The organism is Pseudomonas sp. RIT288, assembly GCF_000631985.1.
Lineage (GTDB): Bacteria > Pseudomonadota > Gammaproteobacteria > Pseudomonadales > Pseudomonadaceae > Aquipseudomonas.
On the sequence record NZ_JFYN01000042.1, the window covers coordinates 95,441 to 117,630 of the forward strand.

Annotated in this window: 19 protein-coding genes; 12 read left to right on the forward strand and 7 right to left on the reverse strand. The window is 59.7% G+C overall.

All coding sequences use genetic code 11. The features are described 5' to 3' along the window. Positions 1–15: 15 nt before the first annotated feature. The 4 genes from crcB to BW33_RS23905 form a co-directional block, all read right to left on the reverse strand. Entirely contained in the window at positions 16–390 is a 375-nt protein-coding gene (gene crcB / locus BW33_RS23890) for a fluoride efflux transporter CrcB (protein WP_027614675.1), read from the reverse strand. Next, entirely contained in the window at positions 390–1,712 is a 1,323-nt protein-coding gene (locus tag BW33_RS23895) for a replication-associated recombination protein A (protein WP_003223849.1), read from the reverse strand. The genes crcB and BW33_RS23895 overlap by 1 nt, the downstream gene beginning before the upstream one ends. Positions 1,713–1,913: 201 nt before the next feature. Further along, positions 1,914–2,534, reverse strand: coding sequence for an outer membrane lipoprotein chaperone LolA (gene lolA / locus BW33_RS23900; protein ID WP_047601668.1), 621 nt, complete (start codon positions 2,532–2,534; stop codon positions 1,914–1,916). Positions 2,535–2,612: 78 nt separating this feature from the next. Then, complete coding sequence (locus tag BW33_RS23905; protein WP_047601669.1) at positions 2,613–5,021, reverse strand: DNA translocase FtsK; 2,409 nt, start codon at positions 5,019–5,021, stop codon at positions 2,613–2,615. 309 nt (positions 5,022–5,330) lie between these two features. On the opposite strand from BW33_RS23905, the gene trxB reads away from it, so the two are divergent. The 4 genes from trxB to infA all read left to right on the forward strand — a co-directional run bounded on the left by trxB (position 5,331) and on the right by infA (position 8,129). Beyond that, positions 5,331–6,290: a thioredoxin-disulfide reductase gene (trxB, locus tag BW33_RS23910; protein ID WP_047601671.1), complete on the forward strand. Its 960-nt coding sequence runs from the start codon at positions 5,331–5,333 to the stop codon at positions 6,288–6,290. Positions 6,291–6,352: 62 nt separating this feature from the next. After that, positions 6,353–7,033, forward strand: a complete 681-nt coding sequence (gene aat, locus BW33_RS23915) for a leucyl/phenylalanyl-tRNA--protein transferase (protein WP_047601673.1) — start codon at positions 6,353–6,355, stop codon at positions 7,031–7,033. A gap of 57 nt (positions 7,034–7,090) precedes the next feature. Continuing rightward, positions 7,091–7,798 carry an arginyltransferase gene (locus tag BW33_RS23920; RefSeq protein ID WP_047601675.1) on the forward strand — a complete coding sequence of 236 codons (708 nt, stop codon included), beginning with the start codon at positions 7,091–7,093 and terminating at the stop codon, positions 7,796–7,798. Between the two features lie 112 nt (positions 7,799–7,910). Further along, on the forward strand, positions 7,911–8,129 hold the full coding sequence (infA, locus tag BW33_RS23925; protein WP_002553999.1) for a translation initiation factor IF-1: 219 nt from the start codon (positions 7,911–7,913) through the stop codon (positions 8,127–8,129). 969 nt (positions 8,130–9,098) lie between these two features. Here the strand turns inward: infA and clpA are convergent. Beyond that, entirely contained in the window at positions 9,099–11,369 is a 2,271-nt protein-coding gene (clpA, locus tag BW33_RS23930) for an ATP-dependent Clp protease ATP-binding subunit ClpA (protein WP_007964841.1), read from the reverse strand. 30 nt (positions 11,370–11,399) lie between these two features. After that, positions 11,400–11,783, reverse strand: coding sequence for an ATP-dependent Clp protease adapter ClpS (gene clpS / locus BW33_RS23935; RefSeq protein ID WP_027614670.1), 384 nt, complete (start codon positions 11,781–11,783; stop codon positions 11,400–11,402). Positions 11,784–12,007: 224 nt separating this feature from the next. On the opposite strand from clpS, the gene BW33_RS23940 reads away from it, so the two are divergent. After that, positions 12,008–12,289 (forward strand): cold shock domain-containing protein, encoded by a 282-nt coding sequence (locus BW33_RS23940; RefSeq protein WP_047602023.1) that lies wholly within the window; start codon positions 12,008–12,010, stop codon positions 12,287–12,289. Positions 12,290–12,350: 61 nt separating this feature from the next. Here BW33_RS23940 and icd read toward each other — a convergent pair whose 3' ends face one another. Then, positions 12,351–13,607: an NADP-dependent isocitrate dehydrogenase gene (gene icd / locus BW33_RS23945; RefSeq protein ID WP_047601677.1), complete on the reverse strand. Its 1,257-nt coding sequence runs from the start codon at positions 13,605–13,607 to the stop codon at positions 12,351–12,353. Between the two features lie 481 nt (positions 13,608–14,088). On the opposite strand from icd, the gene BW33_RS23950 reads away from it, so the two are divergent. The 7 genes from BW33_RS23950 to BW33_RS23980 all read left to right on the forward strand — a co-directional run bounded on the left by BW33_RS23950 (position 14,089) and on the right by BW33_RS23980 (position 21,933). Beyond that, positions 14,089–16,314 (forward strand): NADP-dependent isocitrate dehydrogenase, encoded by a 2,226-nt coding sequence (locus BW33_RS23950; RefSeq protein ID WP_047601680.1) that lies wholly within the window; start codon positions 14,089–14,091, stop codon positions 16,312–16,314. A gap of 196 nt (positions 16,315–16,510) precedes the next feature. Further along, complete coding sequence (locus BW33_RS23955; RefSeq protein WP_047601681.1) at positions 16,511–16,957, forward strand: NUDIX hydrolase; 447 nt, start codon at positions 16,511–16,513, stop codon at positions 16,955–16,957. Between the two features lie 59 nt (positions 16,958–17,016). Then, positions 17,017–18,141: a tRNA 2-thiouridine(34) synthase MnmA gene (gene mnmA / locus BW33_RS23960; RefSeq protein WP_047601682.1), complete on the forward strand. Its 1,125-nt coding sequence runs from the start codon at positions 17,017–17,019 to the stop codon at positions 18,139–18,141. Beyond that, positions 18,138–18,761: a high frequency lysogenization protein HflD gene (gene hflD, locus BW33_RS23965; protein ID WP_003223824.1), complete on the forward strand. Its 624-nt coding sequence runs from the start codon at positions 18,138–18,140 to the stop codon at positions 18,759–18,761. Before mnmA ends, hflD begins: the two co-directional genes overlap by 4 nt. A 127-nt stretch (positions 18,762–18,888) precedes the next feature. Continuing rightward, positions 18,889–20,259, forward strand: coding sequence for an adenylosuccinate lyase (gene purB / locus BW33_RS23970; RefSeq protein ID WP_047601685.1), 1,371 nt, complete (start codon positions 18,889–18,891; stop codon positions 20,257–20,259). A gap of 86 nt (positions 20,260–20,345) precedes the next feature. Beyond that, a complete protein-coding gene (locus tag BW33_RS23975; protein WP_047601686.1) occupies positions 20,346–21,515 on the forward strand; it encodes a ribosomal protein uL16 3-hydroxylase in 1,170 nt (389 codons plus the stop codon). Beyond that, the gene (locus BW33_RS23980; protein ID WP_003223818.1) at positions 21,508–21,933 is read left to right on the forward strand and encodes a GNAT family N-acetyltransferase; all 426 of its coding nucleotides are present in this window, start codon (positions 21,508–21,510) and stop codon (positions 21,931–21,933) included. Before BW33_RS23975 ends, BW33_RS23980 begins: the two co-directional genes overlap by 8 nt. Positions 21,934–22,190 lie beyond the last annotated feature (257 nt).

Sequence of the window (22,190 nt, forward strand, 5' to 3'; positions counted from 1 at the left end):
GTCGGTTTCTCGTTATCAAAGTTTGGTCAGGGACAGGCCGGCCCATGTCGCGAGCAGCCCGCCGAATACGCTGATCGCCGCATAGCCCAGGGCCAGCGGCACTTGCCCGCTTTCCAGCAGGCGCACCGTATCCAGTGAAAAGGATGAAAAAGTCGTCAGCCCCCCGAGGAAGCCGACCATCAACCCGGCACGCACCTCGATCGGCACCTCCGGGCGTATCAAAAACAGGCCGTACAACACGCCAATCAGCAGACAGCCCACGATATTAACGGCCAGCGTCGCGGTATAGAAGTGCCGCGGCCAATTGGCGTTGACCCAATTGCCGGTGGCGAAGCGCAACAAGGTGCCGGCAATCCCGCCGACGGAGACTGCAACGATCAATGGAAGCACTATTTTCTCCGCTGTCTTGGGCTTAAACGGTCGAGTTGGGCAAGGTGGTTGAGCTTCTCGCCGATCTTCAATTCCAGGCCACGGGGCACCGGTTGATAGAACGGGATCGGCTCGAGCTCTTCCGGGAAATAATCTTCGCCGGCGGCATAGGCGTCCGGTTCGTCGTGGGCATAGCGGTATTCGTCGCCATAGCCCAATTGCTTCATCAGCTTGGTCGGTGCATTGCGCAAGTGCAGCGGCACTTCCAGCGAACCGTACTCGGCAGCGGCGCGTAGCGCGGTCTTGAAGCCCATGTACACCGCGTTGCTTTTCGGCGCACAGGCCAGATAGGTGATTGCCTGGGCGACTGCCAACTCGCCTTCTGGGCTGCCAAGGCGCTCCTGCACTTCCCACGCCGCCAGGCACAGGCTCAGGGCGCGCGGGTCGGCGTTGCCAATGTCTTCGCTGGCCATGCGCACCACGCGCCGCGCCAGGTACAACGGATCGCAGCCGCCATCGATCATCCGCGCAAACCAGTACAGCGCGCCGTCGGGGTTGGACCCGCGTACCGATTTGTGCAGCGCGGAGATCTGGTCGTAGAACGCTTCGCCACCCTTGTCGAAGCGCCGCCGGGTGTCGCCGAGCAGGCTTTGCAGCAACTCGGTGCCCATCTCGCTGTTGTCTTCGGCCAGATCCGAGGCGTTCTCCAGCAGATTGAGCAGGCGCCGGCCATCGCCATCGGCGGCCGACAGCAACATCTGGAAGCCTTCATCGCTGAGGGTCAGGTTGCGCTTACCGAGACCACGCTCTTCGGTGAGCGCGCGATGCACCAGTTTGCGCAGCGCCGTCTCATCGAGGCTTTTCAGCACATAGACGCGGGCCCGCGACAACAGCGCGTTGTTCAATTCAAACGAAGGGTTTTCGGTGGTGGCACCGATGAAAATCAGCGTGCCGTCTTCGACGTACGGCAGGAACGCATCCTGCTGCGATTTGTTGAAGCGGTGCACTTCATCGACGAACAGGATCGTGCGCTTGCCGTACTGGCCGGCCTGCTGCTTGGCGATTTCAACGGCCTGACGGATCTCCTTGACCCCGGCAAGTACCGCCGAGACCGTTTCGAAGTGCGCATCCGAGACTTCCGCGAGCAATCGCGCGAGGGTGGTCTTGCCCACGCCCGGCGGCCCCCAGAAGATCATCGAATGCAGGGCACCCTGCTCCAGCGCCTCACGCAGAGGCTTGCCGCGAGCGAGCACATGCTCCTGACCGACGTACTCATCCAGATTGGTCGCGCGCAAACGCGCGGCCAGTGGCTGGGCAATCGGTGCACTGCGAAACAGATCCATCACGTAGCGTTGAAACCTCTGATTGTCTGAAACCTGTTGGAATACCTGTGGACACCTGTTGGTGACCCTGTGGTGAGGGGATTTATCCCCGATGGACTACGCAGCAGTCACCTTTTTTGGGGCTGCTTTGCAGCCCATCGGGGATAAATCCCCTCGCCACAAAAGCGCCAAGCCACAAGAGTCCAAGCCGGGATCCGGGGTTTATTCCTGAATGACGTCAGCACCCTTCGGGATGTCGAACTTGAACTTCGACGCCGACACCGCTTCGTTGGCCTTGACCCCGGTGAACAGGATGTTGGTGCGCTGGCCGACGCTGTCGATCAGTTGCATGTCATTGACCAGGCCGTTGCGGAACGACAGACGCAGGCTGTCGAACAAGGTGTCCTTGGTCTTTGGCTTTAGGGTGAAGTCGATCACGCCACCCGCCTCTTTCGCGCTGATCTCGAAGCTCTGGCTGATCTTCGACACATCACCGGACAGCAGCAGCGCCGGGGTCTGGGTCAGACGCTCGTCGAGCTTCTTGATGGTTGCCTGCTCCAGATCCGGGTCCCACAGGGTGACCTTCTTGCCATCGGAGACCATGGTCTGCTCGTTTGGCGCTTCGGTGTGCCAGTAGAACAGGCCCGGACGCTGCAGGACCATATCACCGCGAGTTTCCTGCAACTGGGTGCCGCTGCCGTCGAGGGTCAGCTGGGAAAAATTCGCGGTCAGGGTTTTCGATGTTTCCAGCAGTTGGGTCAGACGCGCCACGTCCTTGTCGTCGGCGTGGGCCGTGAGCGTGGTCAGCGCCAGTACTGGCAACAGCATGCGGATAAGACGCATGGGAGTCCTCTTGAATACTTGTGGGGAAGGGACGGCGCGTCATTGCGCCATCCTTTGTTGCAAATCGGAGCGGCCGAATCAGTCGCGCATCGGGCCCGGGGCCAGTACTTCACGCGAACCGTTGGTGTTCATCGCCGTCACCACGCCAGCCATTTCCATGGCTTCGATCATGCGCGCAGCGCGGTTGTAACCGATCTTCAGCTTGCGCTGTACCGCGGAAATCGACGCCCTGCGGCTTTCCAGAACGAACTGCACAGCTTCGTCATACAGCGCGTCGGTTTCCGGATCATCACCGTCGCCGCCACCGCTGCTGCCTTCAAAGCCGCTGCCCGCCTCTTCGACACCGTTGAGGATGTCATCGTTGTATTCCGGTGCGCCACGCAGTTTCCAGGCTTCCACCACGCGGTGTACTTCATCGTCGGAAACGAACGCGCCGTGTACCCGGATCGGCAGGCTGGTGCCCGGCGGCATGTAGAGCATGTCACCGTGACCGAGCAGTTGCTCGGCGCCGCCCTGGTCGATGATGGTCCGCGAGTCGATCTTGCTCGATACCTGGAACGCCATACGTGTCGGAATGTTGGCCTTGATCAGACCGGTGATCACGTCCACCGAAGGACGCTGGGTCGCGAGGATCAGGTGAATACCGGCGGCACGCGCTTTCTGTGCGATACGGGCGATCAGCTCTTCGACCTTCTTGCCGACGATCATCATCATGTCGGCGAATTCGTCGACCACCACGACGATGGTCGGCAGCTTCTGCAGCAGCGGCGCTTCGTCGTGAATGCTTTCGCGCTTGTACAGCGGATCGCTCAACGGCTCGCCCGCATCCTGCGCTTCCTTGACCTTGGCGTTGAAGCCGGACAGGTTACGCACGCCCATCTTCGCCATCAGCTTGTAGCGGCGTTCCATCTCGGCAACGCTCCAGCGCAGGGCGTTGGCGGCGTCTTTCATGTCAGTCACTACCGGGCACAGCAGGTGCGGAATGCCTTCGTAGATCGACAGCTCGAGCATTTTCGGGTCGATCATGATCAGCTTGGCGTCTTCCGGGCCGGACTTGAACAGGATCGACAGGATCATCGCGTTCACACCCACCGACTTACCGGAACCGGTCGTACCGGCAACCAGCAGGTGCGGCATCTTCGCCAGGTCGGTGATGACCGGCTTGCCGCCAATGTCGTGGCCCAGGGCCAGGGTGACCGGCGACTTGAAATTGTCGTACTCGGGGGTCGAGAGCACTTCGGAGAAACGCACGATCTGTCGGTCTTCGTTGGGAATCTCGATACCGACCGTGGTCTTGCCCGGAATCACCTCGACCACCCGCACGCTGGTCACGGCCAGCGAACGTGCAAGGTCTTTCGCCAGGTTGGCGATGCGGCTGACTTTGACGCCGGCGGCAGGCTGGATTTCGTAACGGGTAATCACCGGGCCCGGATGAATCGAGTCCACGGTGACCTCGACGCCGAACTCCTTGAGCTTGATCTCCAGCAAGTGGCCGACCGCAGCCAGGGATTCCGGCGAATAATTGAGTTGTTTCTTTTCCGCAGGATCGAGAATCGAAATCGGCGGCAAGGTGCCTTCCACAGCGCTGTCGACGAACAACGGCGCCTGCTTCTCTTTCTGCACGCGCTTGCTTGGTTCTGGCGCCTTCACCGGAGCCGGGGCGATAACCGGCGGCACCTGCTTCTCGCGATCGGACATGTGCTTGCTCAGGGCCTGCTCACGCTCGATCAGGCGCTCCTTGACCTTGGCCTGTTCACGCTTGTCGGTGACGGTCGGCGCCACCACATCGTGGACGCGGTCATCGACTTCACGCAGTTGCGCAACCAGTTGCTTGCGCTCGGTACGCGCCGACCACCAGCGGTTGACCGCGCCCTGAAACAATTCGAACAGGTCCAGGGTGATCTTGCCGGTGACGTCCATCACCTTGAACCACGACAGATCGGTGAACACCGTCAGGCCGAACAGGAACAGCGCAATGAACAACAGCGTGCTGCCCTGGATATTCAGCGCGTTGCGCGCCAGATCGCCGAGACTTTCGCCCAGCGCCCCGCCCGCACCCGCCGGCAACCCGGTGGCCGCATGAAAATGGATATGCGCCAGCGCCGCGCCCGACAGCACCAGAAACACCAGACCGATCAGACGCCAGGAGAACAGCCAACCGCTCCACTGCCACGGCTCGTGACGTTGACGGAAGATCTGATACGCCTTGACCGCCAGCAGCAACGGGAAGATGTACGCGAAGTAACCCAGCACCATGAACAGGATATCGGCGCTGTAGGAACCGGCCGGGCCGCCGAAGTTCTGCACGTCGTCGATCTTGCTGTTGTGGCTCCAGCCCGGATCATCCTTGCCGTAGGTCAGCAAGGCCATCATCAGGAACAGGCACAAGGCACCGATGGCGATCAATGCACCTTCCTTGAGCCGGTAGTGCAATTGCTGGCGCCAGAGCGGAACGACTGTTTTTGGTGCTTCGGTGGATTTCTTCAAAACGCTTCTTTTCCTGCGCCCGGGGCGCGTCCATCTATTGAATGACGATAAAAAACTGCCCAATCCAGGCAGGTGAAAAAGTGAACCGGCGCAACTGAGACTACTTTTAACACTGTGCCGCAGCTTTTATAAACACAGCTATAAACACAGCGCTCTACAAATATTCTGTAACAGCCCGGCATTGTACGGGTTTGTGCGGCTGATGCCATGCTTCAAAACCCATAGCAGAGCATAGCCATTGCCACAAATCCTGCGGTTCAATTTGAGCATGCATTGTCTTTTGTGACAAAGGCTTATGAGGTGTATTTGATGAACGCAGCGAAGCATTCACGCCTGATCATTCTCGGCTCCGGCCCTGCCGGTTACAGCGCCGCCGTGTACGCCGCCCGTGCCAACCTCAAACCGGTGGTGATTACCGGGCTGCAGGCCGGTGGTCAGCTCACCACCACCGTCGAAGTCGACAACTGGCCCGGCGACGTCGAAGGCCTGACCGGTCCTGCGCTGATGGAGCGCATGCAAAAACACGCCGAGCGCTTTGCCACAGAGATCGTTTACGACCACATCCACACCGCCAAGTTGCAGCAGCGCCCGTTCGAACTCATTGGCGACAGCGGCATTTACACCTGCGACGCGCTGATCATCGCCACCGGTGCCTCGGCGCAGTATCTGGGCCTGCCGTCGGAAGAGGCCTTTGCCGGCAAAGGGGTGTCGGCCTGCGCGACCTGTGACGGCTTTTTCTATCGCAATCAGGTGGTCGCCGTGGTGGGCGGCGGCAACACCGCTGTCGAGGAGGCGCTGTACCTGTCGAACATCGCCAAGGAGGTGCATCTGATCCACCGTCGCGACAAATTGCGCTCGGAGAAAATCCTCCAGGACAAACTGTTCGAAAAAGCCGCCAACGGCAACGTTCGCCTGCACTGGAACCAGAATCTGGACGAAGTGCTGGGCGATGCCAGCGGTGTGACCGGTGCGCGCCTGCGTGACAGCCACACCGGGCAGACCCGCGAACTGGCACTGGCCGGCGTGTTCATCGCCATCGGCCATAAACCCAACACCGACCTGTTTCAGGGCCAATTGCCAATGCGCGATGGCTACCTGCTGGTCAAGGGCGGCAGCGACGGCGACGCCACCTCCACCGAGATTCCCGGCGTCTTCGCCGCAGGCGATGTGGCCGACCACGTCTACCGCCAGGCCGTAACCTCGGCCGGCGCCGGTTGCATGGCGGCACTGGACGCCGAGAAGTATCTGGACGACATTCCTGTCATTTAACGGCACACTTTATCGCGGGCCTTACGCCCGCACCGCCCTCCCCTTCTGCAAGCCTGGACGCCATGCTGACTTGGTTACAACGCAACTCCCTGACTTTCCCGCCTCTGGAAAAGGCCATGCGCGATCCCAATGGATTGCTGGCTGCCGGTGGCGATCTGTCCGCTGATCGCCTGGTGCAGGCTTATCGGCACGGCTGTTTTCCGTGGTTTTCCGAAGGCCAGCCGATCCTCTGGTGGTCGCCGGACCCGCGCACCGTGCTGTTTCCCGACGAACTGCATGTCTCGCGCAGCCTCGGCAAACTGCTGCGCAAGCAACGCTACCAGGTGACCTTCGATCAGGATTTCGATGCCGTTATTCGCGCCTGCGCCGCGCCACGGGACTACGCCGACGGCACCTGGATCACCGAAGCCATGCAGGACGCCTACCTCGAACTGCATCGCCGCGGTTTCGCTCACTCGGTCGAGGTCTGGGATCAGGGCCAACTGGTCGGCGGCCTGTATGGCCTGGCGATGGGTCAGCTGTTTTTCGGCGAATCGATGTTCAGCCGCGCCGACAATGCATCCAAATTTGGCTTTGCCACACTGGTGCAGCATCTGAAAGACGCCGGATTCGTCCTGATTGACTGCCAGATGCCGACCGATCATCTGCACAGCCTCGGTGCCCGGGCGATCCCCCGCCACGAATTCGCCGACTATCTGGCTCGCCACCTGGATCAACCCAGTCGTGCCACCTGGGTTTGCTGAGCGACTTTTGCGCGCGTGGCTTACACTTAATTCACCAGCTTATCCCGAGGGTTGATCATGACCGAGTTGGCGCGCTTGAAGTTCTATGCCACTCAGCCTCATTCCTGCAGTTATCTGCCCGAGGAGCAGGCGACGACGCTGTTTCTCGACCCGAGTCAGCCCATGGATGTGCACGTCTACGCAGACCTGTCGGAAATGGGTTTTCGTCGCAGCGGCGATCATCTGTATCGGCCCCATTGCCAGAATTGCAATGCGTGCGTGCCTGCGCGCATCCCGGTGTCGCAGTTCAGCCCCAACCGCCAACAGAAACGTATTTTCAAACGCAACGCCGACCTGCAGGTACGCCCGGTAAAACCGCACTTCAGCGAAGAATATTTCGATCTGTACCAGCGCTATATCGAGCAGCGACATGCCGACGGCGACATGTACCCGCCGAGCCGCGACCAGTTTTCGACCTTTCTGGTGCGCGATCTGCCCTTCTCGCGTTTCTACGAATTTCGTCTCGACGGACGGTTACTCGCCGTTGCGGTGACCGATCTGCTGCCCAACGGCTTGTCGGCGGTCTATACCTTTTACGAGCCTGACGAGGATCGCCGCAGCCTGGGCCGTTTCGCAATCCTGTGGCAAATCGCCGAAAGCCAGCGCCTGGGGCTGGAAGCGGTGTACCTCGGTTATTGGATCAAGAACTGCAAAAAGATGAACTACAAGACCCAATATCGCCCCATCGAATTGCTGATTAATCAGCGCTGGGTGATCCTGAACTGATCGCAAGCCGTAAACCCCTTGGCTTAAACCCCCTTTTTCGGGCACAATGCACGCCGCTTTTGCCTGGCGCAGTTGCACCGGGCCATTCATTGGATACCGAGGGCTTTACTGCATGTCGAAAGAAGACAGCTTCGAAATGGAAGGCACTGTCGTCGACACCCTGCCCAACACCATGTTTCGTGTGGAGTTGGAAAATGGGCACGTCGTAACCGCGCATATTTCCGGCAAGATGCGCAAGAACTACATTCGTATTCTTACCGGTGACAAAGTGCGCGTCGAGCTGACGCCCTATGACTTGAGCAAAGGGCGCATTACTTACCGCGCTCGTTAATCAAGTCAATACAAGACGCCCGGCTTTGCCGGGCGTTTTTGTTTGTCTGCGATTTGTTGGTTTTGTGTGTATATCCGTTGCTTCGGATGCTGCCGCTGGCGGTTTCGCTCTTACAGCGAGTCACCTTTTCCAGACGCCGGAGTGCCGGCCCAGCGAAAAGGTAACCCAAAAGGCTTTGCCCCGGCGTACGGCACTTCGCTGAGGCTCAGTGTTCCCTCGCTACGGTGCCCATCAGGGGGCATCGCCTACGGTTTGCTTCGCTGCACCTCCTCTCGATGTATGCGGCTTCGCCGCATGGCGCTGCGCGCCCACCCCCTGATGGACACCTACGCTCGGCCTGCCGAAGGGGCTGGAGATCAAAAGCCAGAGCCAGAGCCAAAGCAGATCAAAAGATCACAGCCTTCGGCAGTTCCTACAGGGGATTGGGTGTATTCAGTTTGGGATTTGGTCGGCTGTCAGGCCGCCGCCTTCGCGAGCAAGCTCGCTCCCACAGGGGGATGGGGTGTGGTCAGTTAGAGACTGGTCGGCTCGCAGGCCGCCATCGCCAGCAGGCTGGCTCCTACAGTTCAGATTGCGTGCACCCCATGCGGCGAAGCCGCCCCACTCAATGGCCGAGTGTCAGCTCGCCGAAAGCTTTTGATCTGAGGGCCCGTCGGCAGGCTGAGTGGAGGGATTTATCCGGGGGTGGGAGCGCAGCGACCGTTTGGCGCAGCCAAACACAGCGAGAGGAGGTGCAGCGAAGCAAACCGTAGGCGCTGCTCCCCGGATGAATCCCGGAGCGAAGGAACCCGAGCCTAAGCGAGGGCCGAACGTCAGGGTAAAGCCTTTTGGGTTACCTTTTCGGCGTTTGGAAAAGGTGACCCGCCGTAAGGGCGGAACCCTAAGCAGCCGTTACCGCAGAAACGGATATACACCCAAAATATCAGACAACAAAAAGGCGCCCGAAGGCGCCCTCTTGTTTTACAGCTGTCAGGCCATCTCAGCCGTGGTTTCGAAGTCAAACGTCAACTCACCATCCTTGATGTCGATGTGCACCACACCGCCATGCTCAGCCAGCTCGCCAAACAGAATCTCCTCCGCCAGCGGACGCTTGATCTTGTCCTGAATCAGACGCGCCATCGGACGTGCGCCCATCGCCGAATCGTAACCACCGGCCGCCAGCCAACTGCGCGCCGCATCAGTAACCTCCAGCAACACACGCTTGTCTTCCAGCTGCGCCTGCAGTTCGGTAAGGAACTTGTCCACCACGCTTTTGATGACCTCATGGCTGAGGCGACCAAACTGGATAATGGTGTCCAGACGGTTACGGAACTCCGGCGTGAAGCTCTTCTTGATCACTTCCATCGCATCAGACGAGTGGTCCTGATGGGTGAAACCGATCGAAGCACGCGCCGCGGTTTCGGCACCGGCGTTAGTGGTCATGATCACGATCACGTTGCGGAAGTCCGCCTTGCGCCCGTTGTTGTCGGTGAGCGTGCCGTGGTCCATCACCTGCAGCAGCAGGTTGAAGACTTCCGGATGCGCCTTCTCGATTTCATCGAGCAGCAACACGCAGTGCGGTTGCTTGGTGATCGCTTCGGTCAACAGACCGCCCTGATCAAAGCCGACATAGCCCGGAGGCGCACCGATCAGACGCGATACGGTGTGGCGCTCCATGTACTCGGACATGTCGAAGCGCACCAGCTCGATCCCCAACGCCTTGGCCAGTTGCCGCGCCGCCTCGGTTTTACCGACACCGGTGGGACCTGCGAACAGGAACGAACCGACTGGCTTGTCAGGCGACTTGAGCCCGGCACGGGACAGCTTGATCGCGGTGGACAGCGAATCGATCGCCGCATCCTGACCAAACACCGTCAGCTTCAGGTCGCGCTCCAGGTTACGCAGCAGTTCCTTGTCGGAGCTGGTGACGTGTTTCGGCGGAATCCGCGCGATCTTCGCCACAATGTCTTCAACCTGCGGCACTTCGATGCGTTTGACGCGCATCTCGACCGGTTGCAGGCGCTGATAGGCACCGGCCTCGTCGATCACGTCGATGGCCTTGTCCGGCATATGCCGGTCATTGATGTAGCGCGATGCCAGTTCAGCAGCGGCGCGCAACGACTCATCGCTGTATTCGATGTTGTGGTGCTGTTCGAAACGCCCTTTCAAGCCGCGCAGAATACCGATGGTGTCTTCCACCGACGGTTCGACGACATCGACCTTCTGGAAGCGTCGTGCCAGCGCACGATCCTTCTCGAAGATGCCGCGGAATTCCTGGAAAGTGGTCGAGCCGATGCAGCGGATGTCGCCAGACGACAACAGCGGCTTGAGCAGGTTGGAGGCATCCATCACGCCACCAGACGCAGCGCCCGCACCGATGATGGTGTGGATCTCGTCGATGAACAGGATCGCCTGCGGACGCTTTTTCAGTTCATTGAGCAGCGCCTTGAAGCGCTTCTCGAAATCACCGCGATACTTGGTGCCTGCGAGCAGAGCGCCGAGGTCGAGCGAATAGACGACGCTATTGGCCAGCAGATCCGGCACCTGGTTGTCGACAATACGCTTGGCCAGACCCTCGGCAATCGCGGTTTTACCCACGCCTGCCTCACCGACCAGCAACGGATTGTTCTTGCGCCGACGCGCGAGAATCTGCGCGACACGCTCGACTTCCGATTCGCGGCCGACCAGCGGGTCAATGCGACCCTGGCGCGCGAGTTCGTTGAGGTTGCTGGCATAAGCATCCAGCGGATTGCCTGAAGAAGAAGACTCACCGCCCTCGTCGTCCTGCATATCTTGTTCACCTTCAGAGTGATCGCCGTGCCCTGGCACTTTGGAAATGCCGTGGGCGATGTAATTGACGACATCAATGCGCGCAACGCTCTGCTGTTTCAGCAGGAATACGGCCTGACTCTCTTGCTCACTGAAGATTGCAACCAGCACGTTGGCGCCGGTTACTTCGCGTTTGCCCGAGCTCTGCACATGAAAGACAGCACGTTGCAGTACACGCTGGAAGCCCAGGGTTGGCTGGGTTTCGCGATCTTCGTCGTGGACGGGGATCAGTGGCGTGGTGGAGTCGATGAACTCCTGCAGGTCGTGCTTGAGTTTGTCGAGGTTTGCGCCGCAGGCACGCAATACGGTGGCGGCAGCCTCATTGTCCAATAGGGCCAGCAGCAGGTGTTCGACGGTCATGAATTCATGACGCTTCGAACGAGCCTCCTTGAAGGCAAGATTGAGGGTGACTTCGAGCTCGCGGTTTAACATAGCTTCACCTCATACCCAAGTGGTCGGCGATTAACCGTCCTTCTCGATTTCACAGAGTAGCGGATGCTGGCTTTCCCTGGCGTACTGGTTGACCTGCATGGCCTTTGTCTCGGCGATGTCGCGGGTAAACACTCCACATACTGCCCGTCCTTCTGTGTGAACGGCCAGCATGACCTTGGTCGCCAGCTCGCGATTCAGGTTAAAAAACACCTCGAGCACTTCGACGACGAAATCCATCGGTGTGTAGTCATCGTTGAACAAAACCACCTTGTACATCGGCGGCGCCTGTAACGCAGGCTTTGCTTCCTGAACAGCAACGCCTGCCGAATCGTCGTCGTGCTCCTCTGGATGATCCTTTTGGAGAAGCGGGCGATCCTGATTGAATGTTAGTCGAATCTGGCTGATTGCATGCATGGAAAGAAAGGTTCGTCAGTTGTGCAAATACAGTGGTGGGGGCGGCTGTACACCTTTTCAACTCCGACTGCCCGGTCACCTTGACTATCGGGAAAACGGTGTTACAACCAATAGAGCCCACAGTGGGTAAAAAAGATCCGCGGAGTCAATCCTTTTAACGGATTAGATTGCGGATGTCCTGGATGATACTCCAGCGATGGAGTCTGTTGCAGAGGGATTTGAGCATGGCTGTCGGCAAGGTCAAGTGGTTCAACAATGCCAAGGGATTCGGCTTCATCAACACCGATGCCCGCGAAGGACGAGACGAGGACGGCAAAGAGGTCGATTTCTTTGCGCACTACTCCGCCATTGACATGGACGGGTATAAAACCCTCAAGGCCGGACAGATCGTCAACTTCGACATCGTCCAGGGGCCCAAAGGCCTGCACGCGGTAAAGATCACAGCGGCGCCCGTGGCAAGCGAAGCGGCTACGCATGCCCCTCATACAGAAAAGGTACCGGGCTGACCTAACCGTTACCCGGTCATGAAAAAACCGCCCGAAGGCGGTTTTTTTGTACCTGCACTACTTACATGTGCTTGATGATCGCCTCACCGAAGCCCGAAGACGATACCAGCGTGGCACCGTCCATCAGACGCTCGAAGTCATAGGTCACGGTCTTGGCCTTGATGGCGCCGTTGGTGCCCTTGATGATGAGATCCGCCGCTTCGGTCCAGCCCAGATGACGCAACATCATCTCGGCCGACAGAATTACCGAACCCGGGTTGACCTGGTCCTTGCCGGCGTACTTCGGCGCGGTACCGTGTGTCGCCTCGAACATGGCCACGGTGTCGGACAGGTTGGCGCCCGGCGCGATACCGATACCACCCACTTCAGCCGCCAGGGCGTCGGAGAGGTAGTCACCGTTGAGGTTCAACGTGGCGATCACGTCGTACTCGGCCGGACGCAGCAGGATCTGCTGGAGCATGGCGTCGGCGATGGCATCCTTGACGATGACTTCACGGCCGGTTTTCGGGTTCTTGAATTTCATCCATGGGCCGCCATCGAGCAGCTCGGCGCCGAATTCTTCCTTCGCCACCTCGTAACCCCAGTCCTTGAAGGCACCTTCGGTGAATTTCATGATGTTGCCCTTGTGCACGATGGTCAGCGACTTGCGGTCGTTGTCCACCACGTATTGCAGGGCCTTGCGCACCAGACGCTTGGTGCCTTCCTTGGAAACAGGCTTGATGCCGATACCGCAATCCTGGTCGAACCGGATCTTGGTGACGCCCATTTCTTCTTTCAGAAACTTGATGACCTTGGTGGCTTCAGGGGAGCCGGCCTTCCATTCGATACCGGCATAAATGTCTTCGGAGTTCTCGCGGAAGATCACCATGTCGACGTCGCCGGGCTTTTTCACCGGGCTCGGTACACCCTCGAACCACACCACCGGGCGCAGGCATACATAAAGATCGAGTTGCTGGCGCAGGGCAACGTTGAGGGAGCGGATGCCACCACCGACCGGGGTGGTCAGCGGGCCCTTGATGGAGACCACGTAATCTTTCACGGCGTCCAGGGTTTCCTGGGGCAGCCAGGTGTCCTGGTCATAGACCTGAGTCGCTTTTTCGCCAGCATAAACCTCCATCCAGGAAATCTTGCGCTTGCCCCCGTAGGCCTTGGCCACGGCAGCATCAACCACTTTGATCATCACCGGGCTGACGTCGACGCCAATGCCGTCACCTTCGATGAAGGGGATGATCGGGTTATCAGGAACATTGAGAGAATGGTCTGCATTGACGGTGATTTTGTCGCCGACGGCTGGAACCTGAATCTTCTTGTAACCCATGCTGAACTCCATTGTTTGGATTGAACATCTGGCTTGGTTCGAGCGTAACCCAGTTAAATCAACACGCAAACCCTCTGTTCACGGCGCGGGCACATCTGGCTTCGTACAAGCCTGAAAGCAAAGGGAAAAGCGCCAAACTCAAGCATTCGCAGCGACTCTACGCCCCACCCGCCCCTGCGACCTTTAGACCAATGGACGAGACGGGTTGCATATGAACCATCGGCAGATTGCCAGCTACCTATGTATAATGCCGCCCGCTGACCAAAGGGTCACGACGGCTGGCCTCTCTAGAACGAGACTTTCCGCCTGATTGGTCGGGTTGTTATCGCAGCCTGACTGCTTGACGCTCTACTGATGCACCCAACATCACCGCGAAGAATCTCGACATTCGGTTCATGGATGACTTTGAACGAACGCGCTTACCCGGCGCCCCTCGAGTTTCTGCGCACGCTTTAGCAAAGAAGAGAGAGTTAATCCGAATATGCCCACCCGCTCGAAGATCATCTATACCTTCACCGACGAAGCTCCAGCCCTCGCCACCTATTCCCTGCTGCCGATCATCGAGGCTTACACTGCCTCGGCCGATATCGCCGTGGAAACCCGCGATATCTCTCTTGCAGCGCGCATCCTGGCCAGCTTCCCCGAGCAACTGGGCGACAAAGCCGTAGCCGACCACCTCGCCGAACTGGGCGACCTGGCCGTTACGCCTGAAGCCAACATCATCAAGCTGCCGAACATCAGCGCTTCGGTGCCTCAGCTGCAAGCGGCGATCAAAGAGCTGCAAGCCCAGGGTTACAACCTGCCGGACTACCCGGAAACCGTGACCAACGACGCCGAAAAAGAAGCCAAGGCGCGTTACGACAAGGTCAAGGGCAGCGCCGTGAACCCGGTTCTGCGTGAAGGCAACTCCGACCGCCGCGCTCCGCTGTCGGTCAAGAACTATGCGCGCAAGCACCCGCACAAAATGGGCGCCTGGGCCAAAGACTCCAAGTCCCACGTCGCTCACATGAGCACCGGCGATTTCTACGGCAGCGAAAAAGCTGCCCTGATCGACGCCGCTGACGCTGTGAAAATCGAGCTGATCGCCAAAGACGGTACCGCGACCGTCCTGAAAGAAAAAACCAGCGTTCAGGCTGGCGAGATCCTCGACTGCGCCGTGATGAGCAAAAACGCCCTGCGCGCGTTCATCGCCGCTGAAATCGAAAGCGCCAAGGCGCAAGGCGTGCTGCTCTCGGTGCACCTGAAAGCGACCATGATGAAGGTCTCCGACCCGATCATGTTCGGCCAGATCGTTGCCGAGTTCTATAAAGACGCCCTGACCAAGCACGCTGATGTGCTGGCCCAGATCGGCTTCAACCTGAACAACGGCATCGGCGACCTGTACGCTCGCATCAAGGCCCTGCCGGCCGAACAGCAAGCACAGATCGAAGCTGACATCGCAGCGGTCTACGCCGCGCGTCCATCGCTGGCGATGGTCAACTCCGACAAGGGCATCACCAACCTGCACGTGCCGAGCGACGTCATCGTCGACGCCTCGATGCCGGCAATGATCCGTGACTCCGGCAAGATGTGGGGCACCGACGGTCAGCTGCACGACACCAAGGCAGTAATCCCGGATCGTTGCTACGCAACCATCTACCAGGCCGTGATCGAAGATTGCAAAGCCCACGGCGCGTTTGATCCGACCACCATGGGCAGCGTGCCAAACGTTGGCCTGATGGCGAAAAAAGCCGAAGAGTACGGCTCGCACGACAAGACTTTCCAGATCAAGGCTGACGGCGTGGTTCGCGTCACCGACAGCAAGGGCAACCTGCTGATGGAACAGACTGTTGAAGCCGGCGACATCTTCCGCATGTGCCAGACCAAAGACGCGCCGATCCAGGACTGGGTCAAACTGGCCGTCAACCGTGCTCGCGCCAGCAGCACCCCGGCGATCTTCTGGCTGGACCCGATGCGAGCCCACGACGGCGTGGTGATCGAGAAGGTTCAGGCTTACCTGAAGGATCACGACACCAGCGGTCTGGACATCCAGATCATGGCGCCGGTCGATGCCATGAAGTACACCCTGCAGCGCACCCGCGAAGGCAAGGACACCATTTCGGTAACCGGCAACGTATTGCGCGACTACCTGACCGACCTGTTCCCGATCATGGAACTGGGCACCAGCGCCAAGATGCTGTCGATCGTGCCGCTGATGAACGGCGGTGGTCTGTTCGAAACCGGCGCCGGCGGTTCGGCTCCGAAGCACGTGCAGCAACTGGTCGAAGAGAACTTCCTGCGCTGGGATTCGCTGGGCGAATTCCTCGCGCTGGCAGCGTCCCTCGAGCATCTGGGTGTGAACTACAACAACCCGAAAGCGCTGGTTCTGTCGAAAACCCTGGATCAGGCCACTGGCCAGTTCCTCGACAACAACAAGTCGCCATCGCGCAAAGTCGGCAACATCGACAACCGCGGCAGCCACTTCTACCTGGCGATGTACTGGGCTCAGGCCCTGGCCGCCCAGACCGAAGACGCTGCACTGCAAGCGCAGTTCGCGACCCTGGCCAAAACCCTGACGGAGAACGAGGCGACCATCGTTGCCGAGCTCAACGCCGTGCAGGGCAAGCCAGTCGACATCGGCGGTTACTACCACGCCGACGCCGAGCTGATCAGCAAGGCCATGCGCCCAAGCGCAACCTTCAACGCGGCGATTGCTGCGCTGGTTTAAGGTTGTAATGCTGCAAAGAAGCCCCGGCCCAGTGCCGGGGTTTCTGTTTCGGAATGCAACACAAGCCCCTTGTAGGAGTGAGCCTGCTCGCGATAGCGGTATACCATTCAACGATTATGGTGGCTGACATTGCGCTATCGCGAGCAGGCTCACTCCTACAGGGATTGGGCTTCAATTCAATATTTGAGGAAACCCTATGGAATGGCTCCCCCACATCACCGTCGCCACGATCGTCGAAGACAACGGCCGCTTCCTGATGGTCGAAGAGCACAAAGCCGGGCGTAATGTGCTCAACCAGCCCGCAGGCCATCTGGATCCGAACGAAACCCTGATCGAAGCCGCCGTGCGCGAAACCCTCGAAGAAACCGGCTGGGACATCGAACCTATCGGCGTGATCGGCATTTATCTGTACACCGCGCCGAGCAACGGCGTGACTTATCAACGGGTGTGCTTCAGCGCCAAAGCAGTGAAACACCACCCGGACTATCAACTGGACGATGGCATCATTGGCGCCAAGTGGTTGACCTACAGCGAATTAATCGCCCAGCGCGACAACTGGCGCAGCGAGTTGATCATCCGCTGCATCGACGACTATCTGGCCGGCCATCACTTCAGTCTCGAACTGATCCGCCCTTCTCTTTAGCCTTGAGGCCGTGAGCCTGCTAGAATCGCGTCCTTTTTCAAGACACTCATTGAATCCCTATGCGTGATCCAGCCCCTTCTGACACATCCAAGAAGCGCGTCATTGTCGGCATGTCCGGCGGCGTGGACTCTTCCGTTTCCGCTCTCCTGCTGATCGAGCAGGGCTTTGAAGTGGAAGGCCTGTTCATGAAGAACTGGGAAGAAGACGACGGAACGGAATACTGCACCGCCATGGACGACCTGGCGGATGCCCAGGCCGTGTGCGACAAGATCGGTATCAAGCTGCACACCGCCAACTTCGCCGCCGAGTACTGGGACAACGTGTTCGAGCACTTCCTCGCCGAATACAAGGCCGGTCGCACGCCGAACCCGGACATCCTGTGCAACCGCGAGATCAAGTTCAAGGCGTTCCTCGACTACGCCATGATGCTTGGCGCCGACCTGATTGCCACCGGCCACTACGTGCGCCGTCGCGACATCGATGGTCGTACCGAACTGCTCAAGGGCCTCGATCCGAACAAGGATCAGAGCTACTTCCTGCACGCCGTCGGCGGCGAACAGATCGCCAAGACCCTGTTCCCGGTCGGTGAACTGGAAAAGCCGGAAGTTCGCGCCATTGCCGAGAAATACGAGTTGGCGACCGCCAAGAAGAAGGATTCCACCGGGATCTGCTTTATCGGCGAGCGACGCTTCAGCGACTTCCTCAAGCAATACCTGCCGGCGCAACCAGGCGAGATCAAGACCACCGAAGGCGAAGTCATCGGCCGTCACCACGGCTTGATGTACCACACCATCGGTCAGCGTCAGGGCCTGGGCATCGGCGGCCTGAAAGATGCCGGCGACGAGCCGTGGTACGTGCTGCGCAAGGATCTGGACAGCAACGAGCTGATCGTCGGCCAGGGCAACAACCATCCGTGGCTGTTCTCCAGCGCCCTGCTCGCTTCGGAAATCTATTGGGTCAACCCGATCGACCTGAGCCAGCCGCTGCGCCTCACCGCCAAAGTGCGTTATCGCCAGAGCGATCAGGCCTGCACCCTGGAAAAAACCGCCAGCGGCTACCGTGCCGTGTTCGACGAACCGCAACGCGCGGTGACCCCGGGCCAGTCCGTGGTGTTCTACGACGGTGAAATCTGCCTCGGTGGTGGCGTGATCGAAGTTGCCGAGCCGTGGAGCGGCCAGGCATGAGCCCGACTCAGGAGCAACTGACGGCGCTCGGCGGGGTGTTTCTCGCCGCGGTGCTGGTCGACCGCATCGCCAAGACCGGGCAGACCAGCGAGGCCGGCCTGAGCTGCATGCTCGGCAGTCTGCTGGTACGCGACCCGAAGGACACACTGGATGTGTACGGCGGCGACGACCTCAATCTGCGCGAGGGTTATCGCGCCTTGATCGGCGCCCTCGAGCGTGATCCAAGCACCCTGCAACGCGAGCCGCTGCGCTATGCCCTGTCGATGCTCGGCCTGGAACGCCAACTGGCCAAACGTGACGACATGCTCGACACCATTGGCAAGCGTCTGCCGCAGATCCAGTCGCAGGTCGAACACTTCGGCCCGGCCCACGAAAACGTGATCGCCGCCTGCGGTGCGCTGTATCAGGACACCCTGAGCACCCTGCGCCAGCGCATTCAGGTGCATGGCGACATGCGTAACCTGCAGCAACCGAGCAATGCTTCGAAGATCCGCGCGCTGCTGCTGGCCGGCATCCGTTCGGCACGCCTGTGGCGACAGCTCGGCGGCCACCGCTGGCAGTTGGTGATCAGCCGGCGCAAGCTGCTCAAAGAGCTGTATCCGTTGATGCGCAGCGAGTAAATCGTCGCGCAATAAAAGTTTTGTAGTCTGTAGCGCGTAATACGCCGGTCAGTTGGCAACGGACCGGCGGATTTTTTCATGTATGATACGCGCCCCATTTCGTTGCCCGACTGTCCGAGAACACCCCATGCAGCTCTCTTCGCTCACTGCGGTTTCCCCTGTTGACGGCCGCTACGCCGGCAAAACCCAGGCCCTGCGCCCGATTTTCAGCGAGTACGGCCTGATCCGTGCCCGCGTTCTGGTTGAAGTGCGCTGGCTCCAGCGCCTGGCCGCCCACGCCGGTATTCCGGAAGTGCCAGCCTTCTCCGCCGAGGCCAACGCCGTTCTCAATGAACTGGCTGAAAACTTCTCGCTGGAGCACGCCGAGCGCGTCAAAGAGATCGAGCGCACCACCAACCACGACGTCAAGGCGATCGAATACCTGCTCAAGGAGCAGGCGGCCAAGCTGCCGGAGCTGGCCAAGGTCAGCGAGTTCATCCACTTCGCCTGCACCAGTGAAGACATCAACAACCTGTCCCACGCCCTGATGCTGCGCGAAGGCCGTGACGACGTGATGCTGCCGCTGATGCGCCAGACTGCCAACGCCATCCGTGAACTGGCGATCCGTTTCGCCGACGTGCCGATGCTGTCGCGCACCCACGGTCAACCAGCCTCCCCGACTACCTTGGGCAAAGAACTGGCCAACGTGGTTTACCGTCTCGAGCGCCAGATCGCTCAGGTCGCTGCCGTGCCGCTGCTGGGCAAGATCAACGGCGCCGTAGGCAACTACAACGCGCACCTGTCGGCTTACCCGCAGATCGACTGGGAAGCCAACGCCCGCGCCTTCATCGAAGACGAGCTGGGTCTGGGTTTCAACCCGTACACCACGCAGATCGAACCGCACGACTACATCGCCGAGCTGTTTGACGCGATCGCACGCTTCAATACCATCCTGATCGACTTCGACCGTGACATCTGGGGCTACATCTCCCTGGGTTATTTCAAGCAGCGCACCATCGCTGGCGAAATCGGTTCGTCGACCATGCCGCACAAGGTCAACCCGATCGACTTCGAAAACTCCGAAGGCAACCTGGGCATCGCCAACGCACTGTTCCAGCACCTGGCGAGCAAACTGCCGATCTCCCGCTGGCAGCGCGACCTGACCGACTCCACCGTACTGCGCAACCTCGGCGTGGGCTTTGCTCACAGCGTGATCGCCTACGAAGCCAGCCTCAAAGGCATCAGCAAACTGGAGCTCAACGAGCAGAAGATTGCCGCTGACCTCGACGCTTGCTGGGAAGTATTGGCTGAGCCGATCCAGACCGTAATGCGCCGCTACAACATCGAAAACCCGTACGAAAAGCTGAAAGAACTGACCCGCGGCAAGGGCATCAGCCCTGAAGCGCTGCAGACTTTCATCGACGGCCTGGACATGCCAGCCGAAGCGAAAGCCGAACTGAAACAGCTGACCCCGGCCAACTACATCGGCAACGCTGTAGCGCAAGCCAGACGCATCTGATTCACCGCTTGACCCGTTTGAGACGCCCGGCCGCGCCGGGCGTTTTTATTCCCGTCTGAAAAATGCTTTTTTTCAATAGGTTACACATGAATCCTGATACTCCTCTTCAACTCCTGGGCGGTCTCACGGCGCGCGAATTCATGCGCGATTACTGGCAGAAAAAGCCGCTGCTGATCCGTCAGGCCATCCCTGACTTCGAAAGCCCGATCGACGCCGACGAACTGGCCGGCCTGGCCCTGGAAGAAGAGGTCGAGTCGCGCCTGGTGATCGAGCACGGCGAGCGCCCGTGGGAGCTGCGTCGCGGCCCGTTCGCCGAAGACGAGTTCAGCAAGCTGCCGGAAAAAGAGTGGACCTTGCTCGTTCAGGCCGTTGATCAATTCGTCCCGGAAGTCAGCGAGCTGCTGGAAAACTTCCGCTTCCTGCCGAGCTGGCGTGTCGATGACGTGATGATCAGCTTCGCCGCCCCGGGTGGCAGCGTCGGTCCGCACTTCGACAACTACGACGTGTTCCTGCTGCAAGGTCATGGCAAGCGCAACTGGAAGATCGGCCAGATGTGCGACACCGACAGCCCGCTGCTGCAGCACGCGGATCTGCGCATTCTCGCCGAATTCCACGAAACCGAAGAGTGGGTCCTGGAACCGGGCGACATGCTCTACCTGCCGCCGCGCCTGGCCCACTGCGGTGTCGCCGTGGACAACTGCATGACCTACTCGGTCGGCTTCCGCGCCCCGAGCGCCTCGGAAGTGCTGACCCACTTCACCGACTTCCTCAGCCAGTTCCTGTCGGACGAAGAGCGCTACACCGATGCCGACGCGCAGCCTGCGGTCGATCCGCACCAGATTCAGCACGATGCGCTGGATCGCCTGAAGAGCCTGCTCGCCGAGCACATGAGCGACGAGCGTCTGCTGCTGACCTGGTTCGGCCAGTACATGACCGAGCCGCGCTACCCGGAACTGGTGGTCGGCCCGGAAGACGTTGAAGAAGATGACTTCCTCAATGCCTTGCAGGACGGCGCGGTGCTGATCCGCAACCCGAGTGCGCGCCTGGCCTGGTCGGAAGTCGATGACGACCTGCTGCTGTTCGCCAGCGGCCAGAGCCGATACCTGCCGGGCAAGCTGCGCGAGCTGCTGAAGCTGATCTGCGCCGCCGATGCGCTGCACGTCGACAACCTCGGCGAGTGGCTCAACGATGAAGACGGTCGCGGCCTGCTGTGCGAGCTGGTCAAACAGGGCAGCCTGGGATTCGCCGATGAATAAGATTCGCGTACGTGTCGCAGACTGGCAAAAGGACAACGCCGAGATCCGGCGCATTCGTGAAACGGTGTTCATCGCCGAGCAATCGGTGCCACCCGAGCTTGAATGGGACGCCGATGATGCGACCGCCGTGCATTTTCTGGCGTTCGAAGGCGACTTCCCGATCGGCACCGCCCGCCTGCTGCCCGACGGGCACATTGGCCGGGTTTCGGTGTTGAAGGACTGGCGCGGGATGAAGGTGGGTGATGCGCTGATGCAAGCGGTCATCGCCGAAGCCGAAGCCCGCGGTCTGCAGCAGCAGATGCTCAGCGCCCAGGTACAGGCCACGGCGTTCTATGAGCGCCTGGGCTTCAGCCTGGTCAGCGAGGAATTCCTCGAAGCCGGGATTCCGCATGTCGATATGGTTCGGCATTCGGCTTGATCAGTAGAGATCCCAAGATCTCTACTGATTCTGTGATTTCTGGAGATCCTGTGGTGAGGGGATTCATCCCCGATGGACTGCGAAGCAGGCCCAAGGTTTTTTGGGGCCGCTCCGCGCCCCATCGGGGATGAATTCCCTCACCACAAAGCCCCTTGAGCCCCCTCAAAACGCCCCGCCATTTTCGGATGCCGGGGCGTTTTGCTGTCTACGATTCAACTTGCCCCACCCCGGGCCGACAAACTGGCAATATCAAGCCT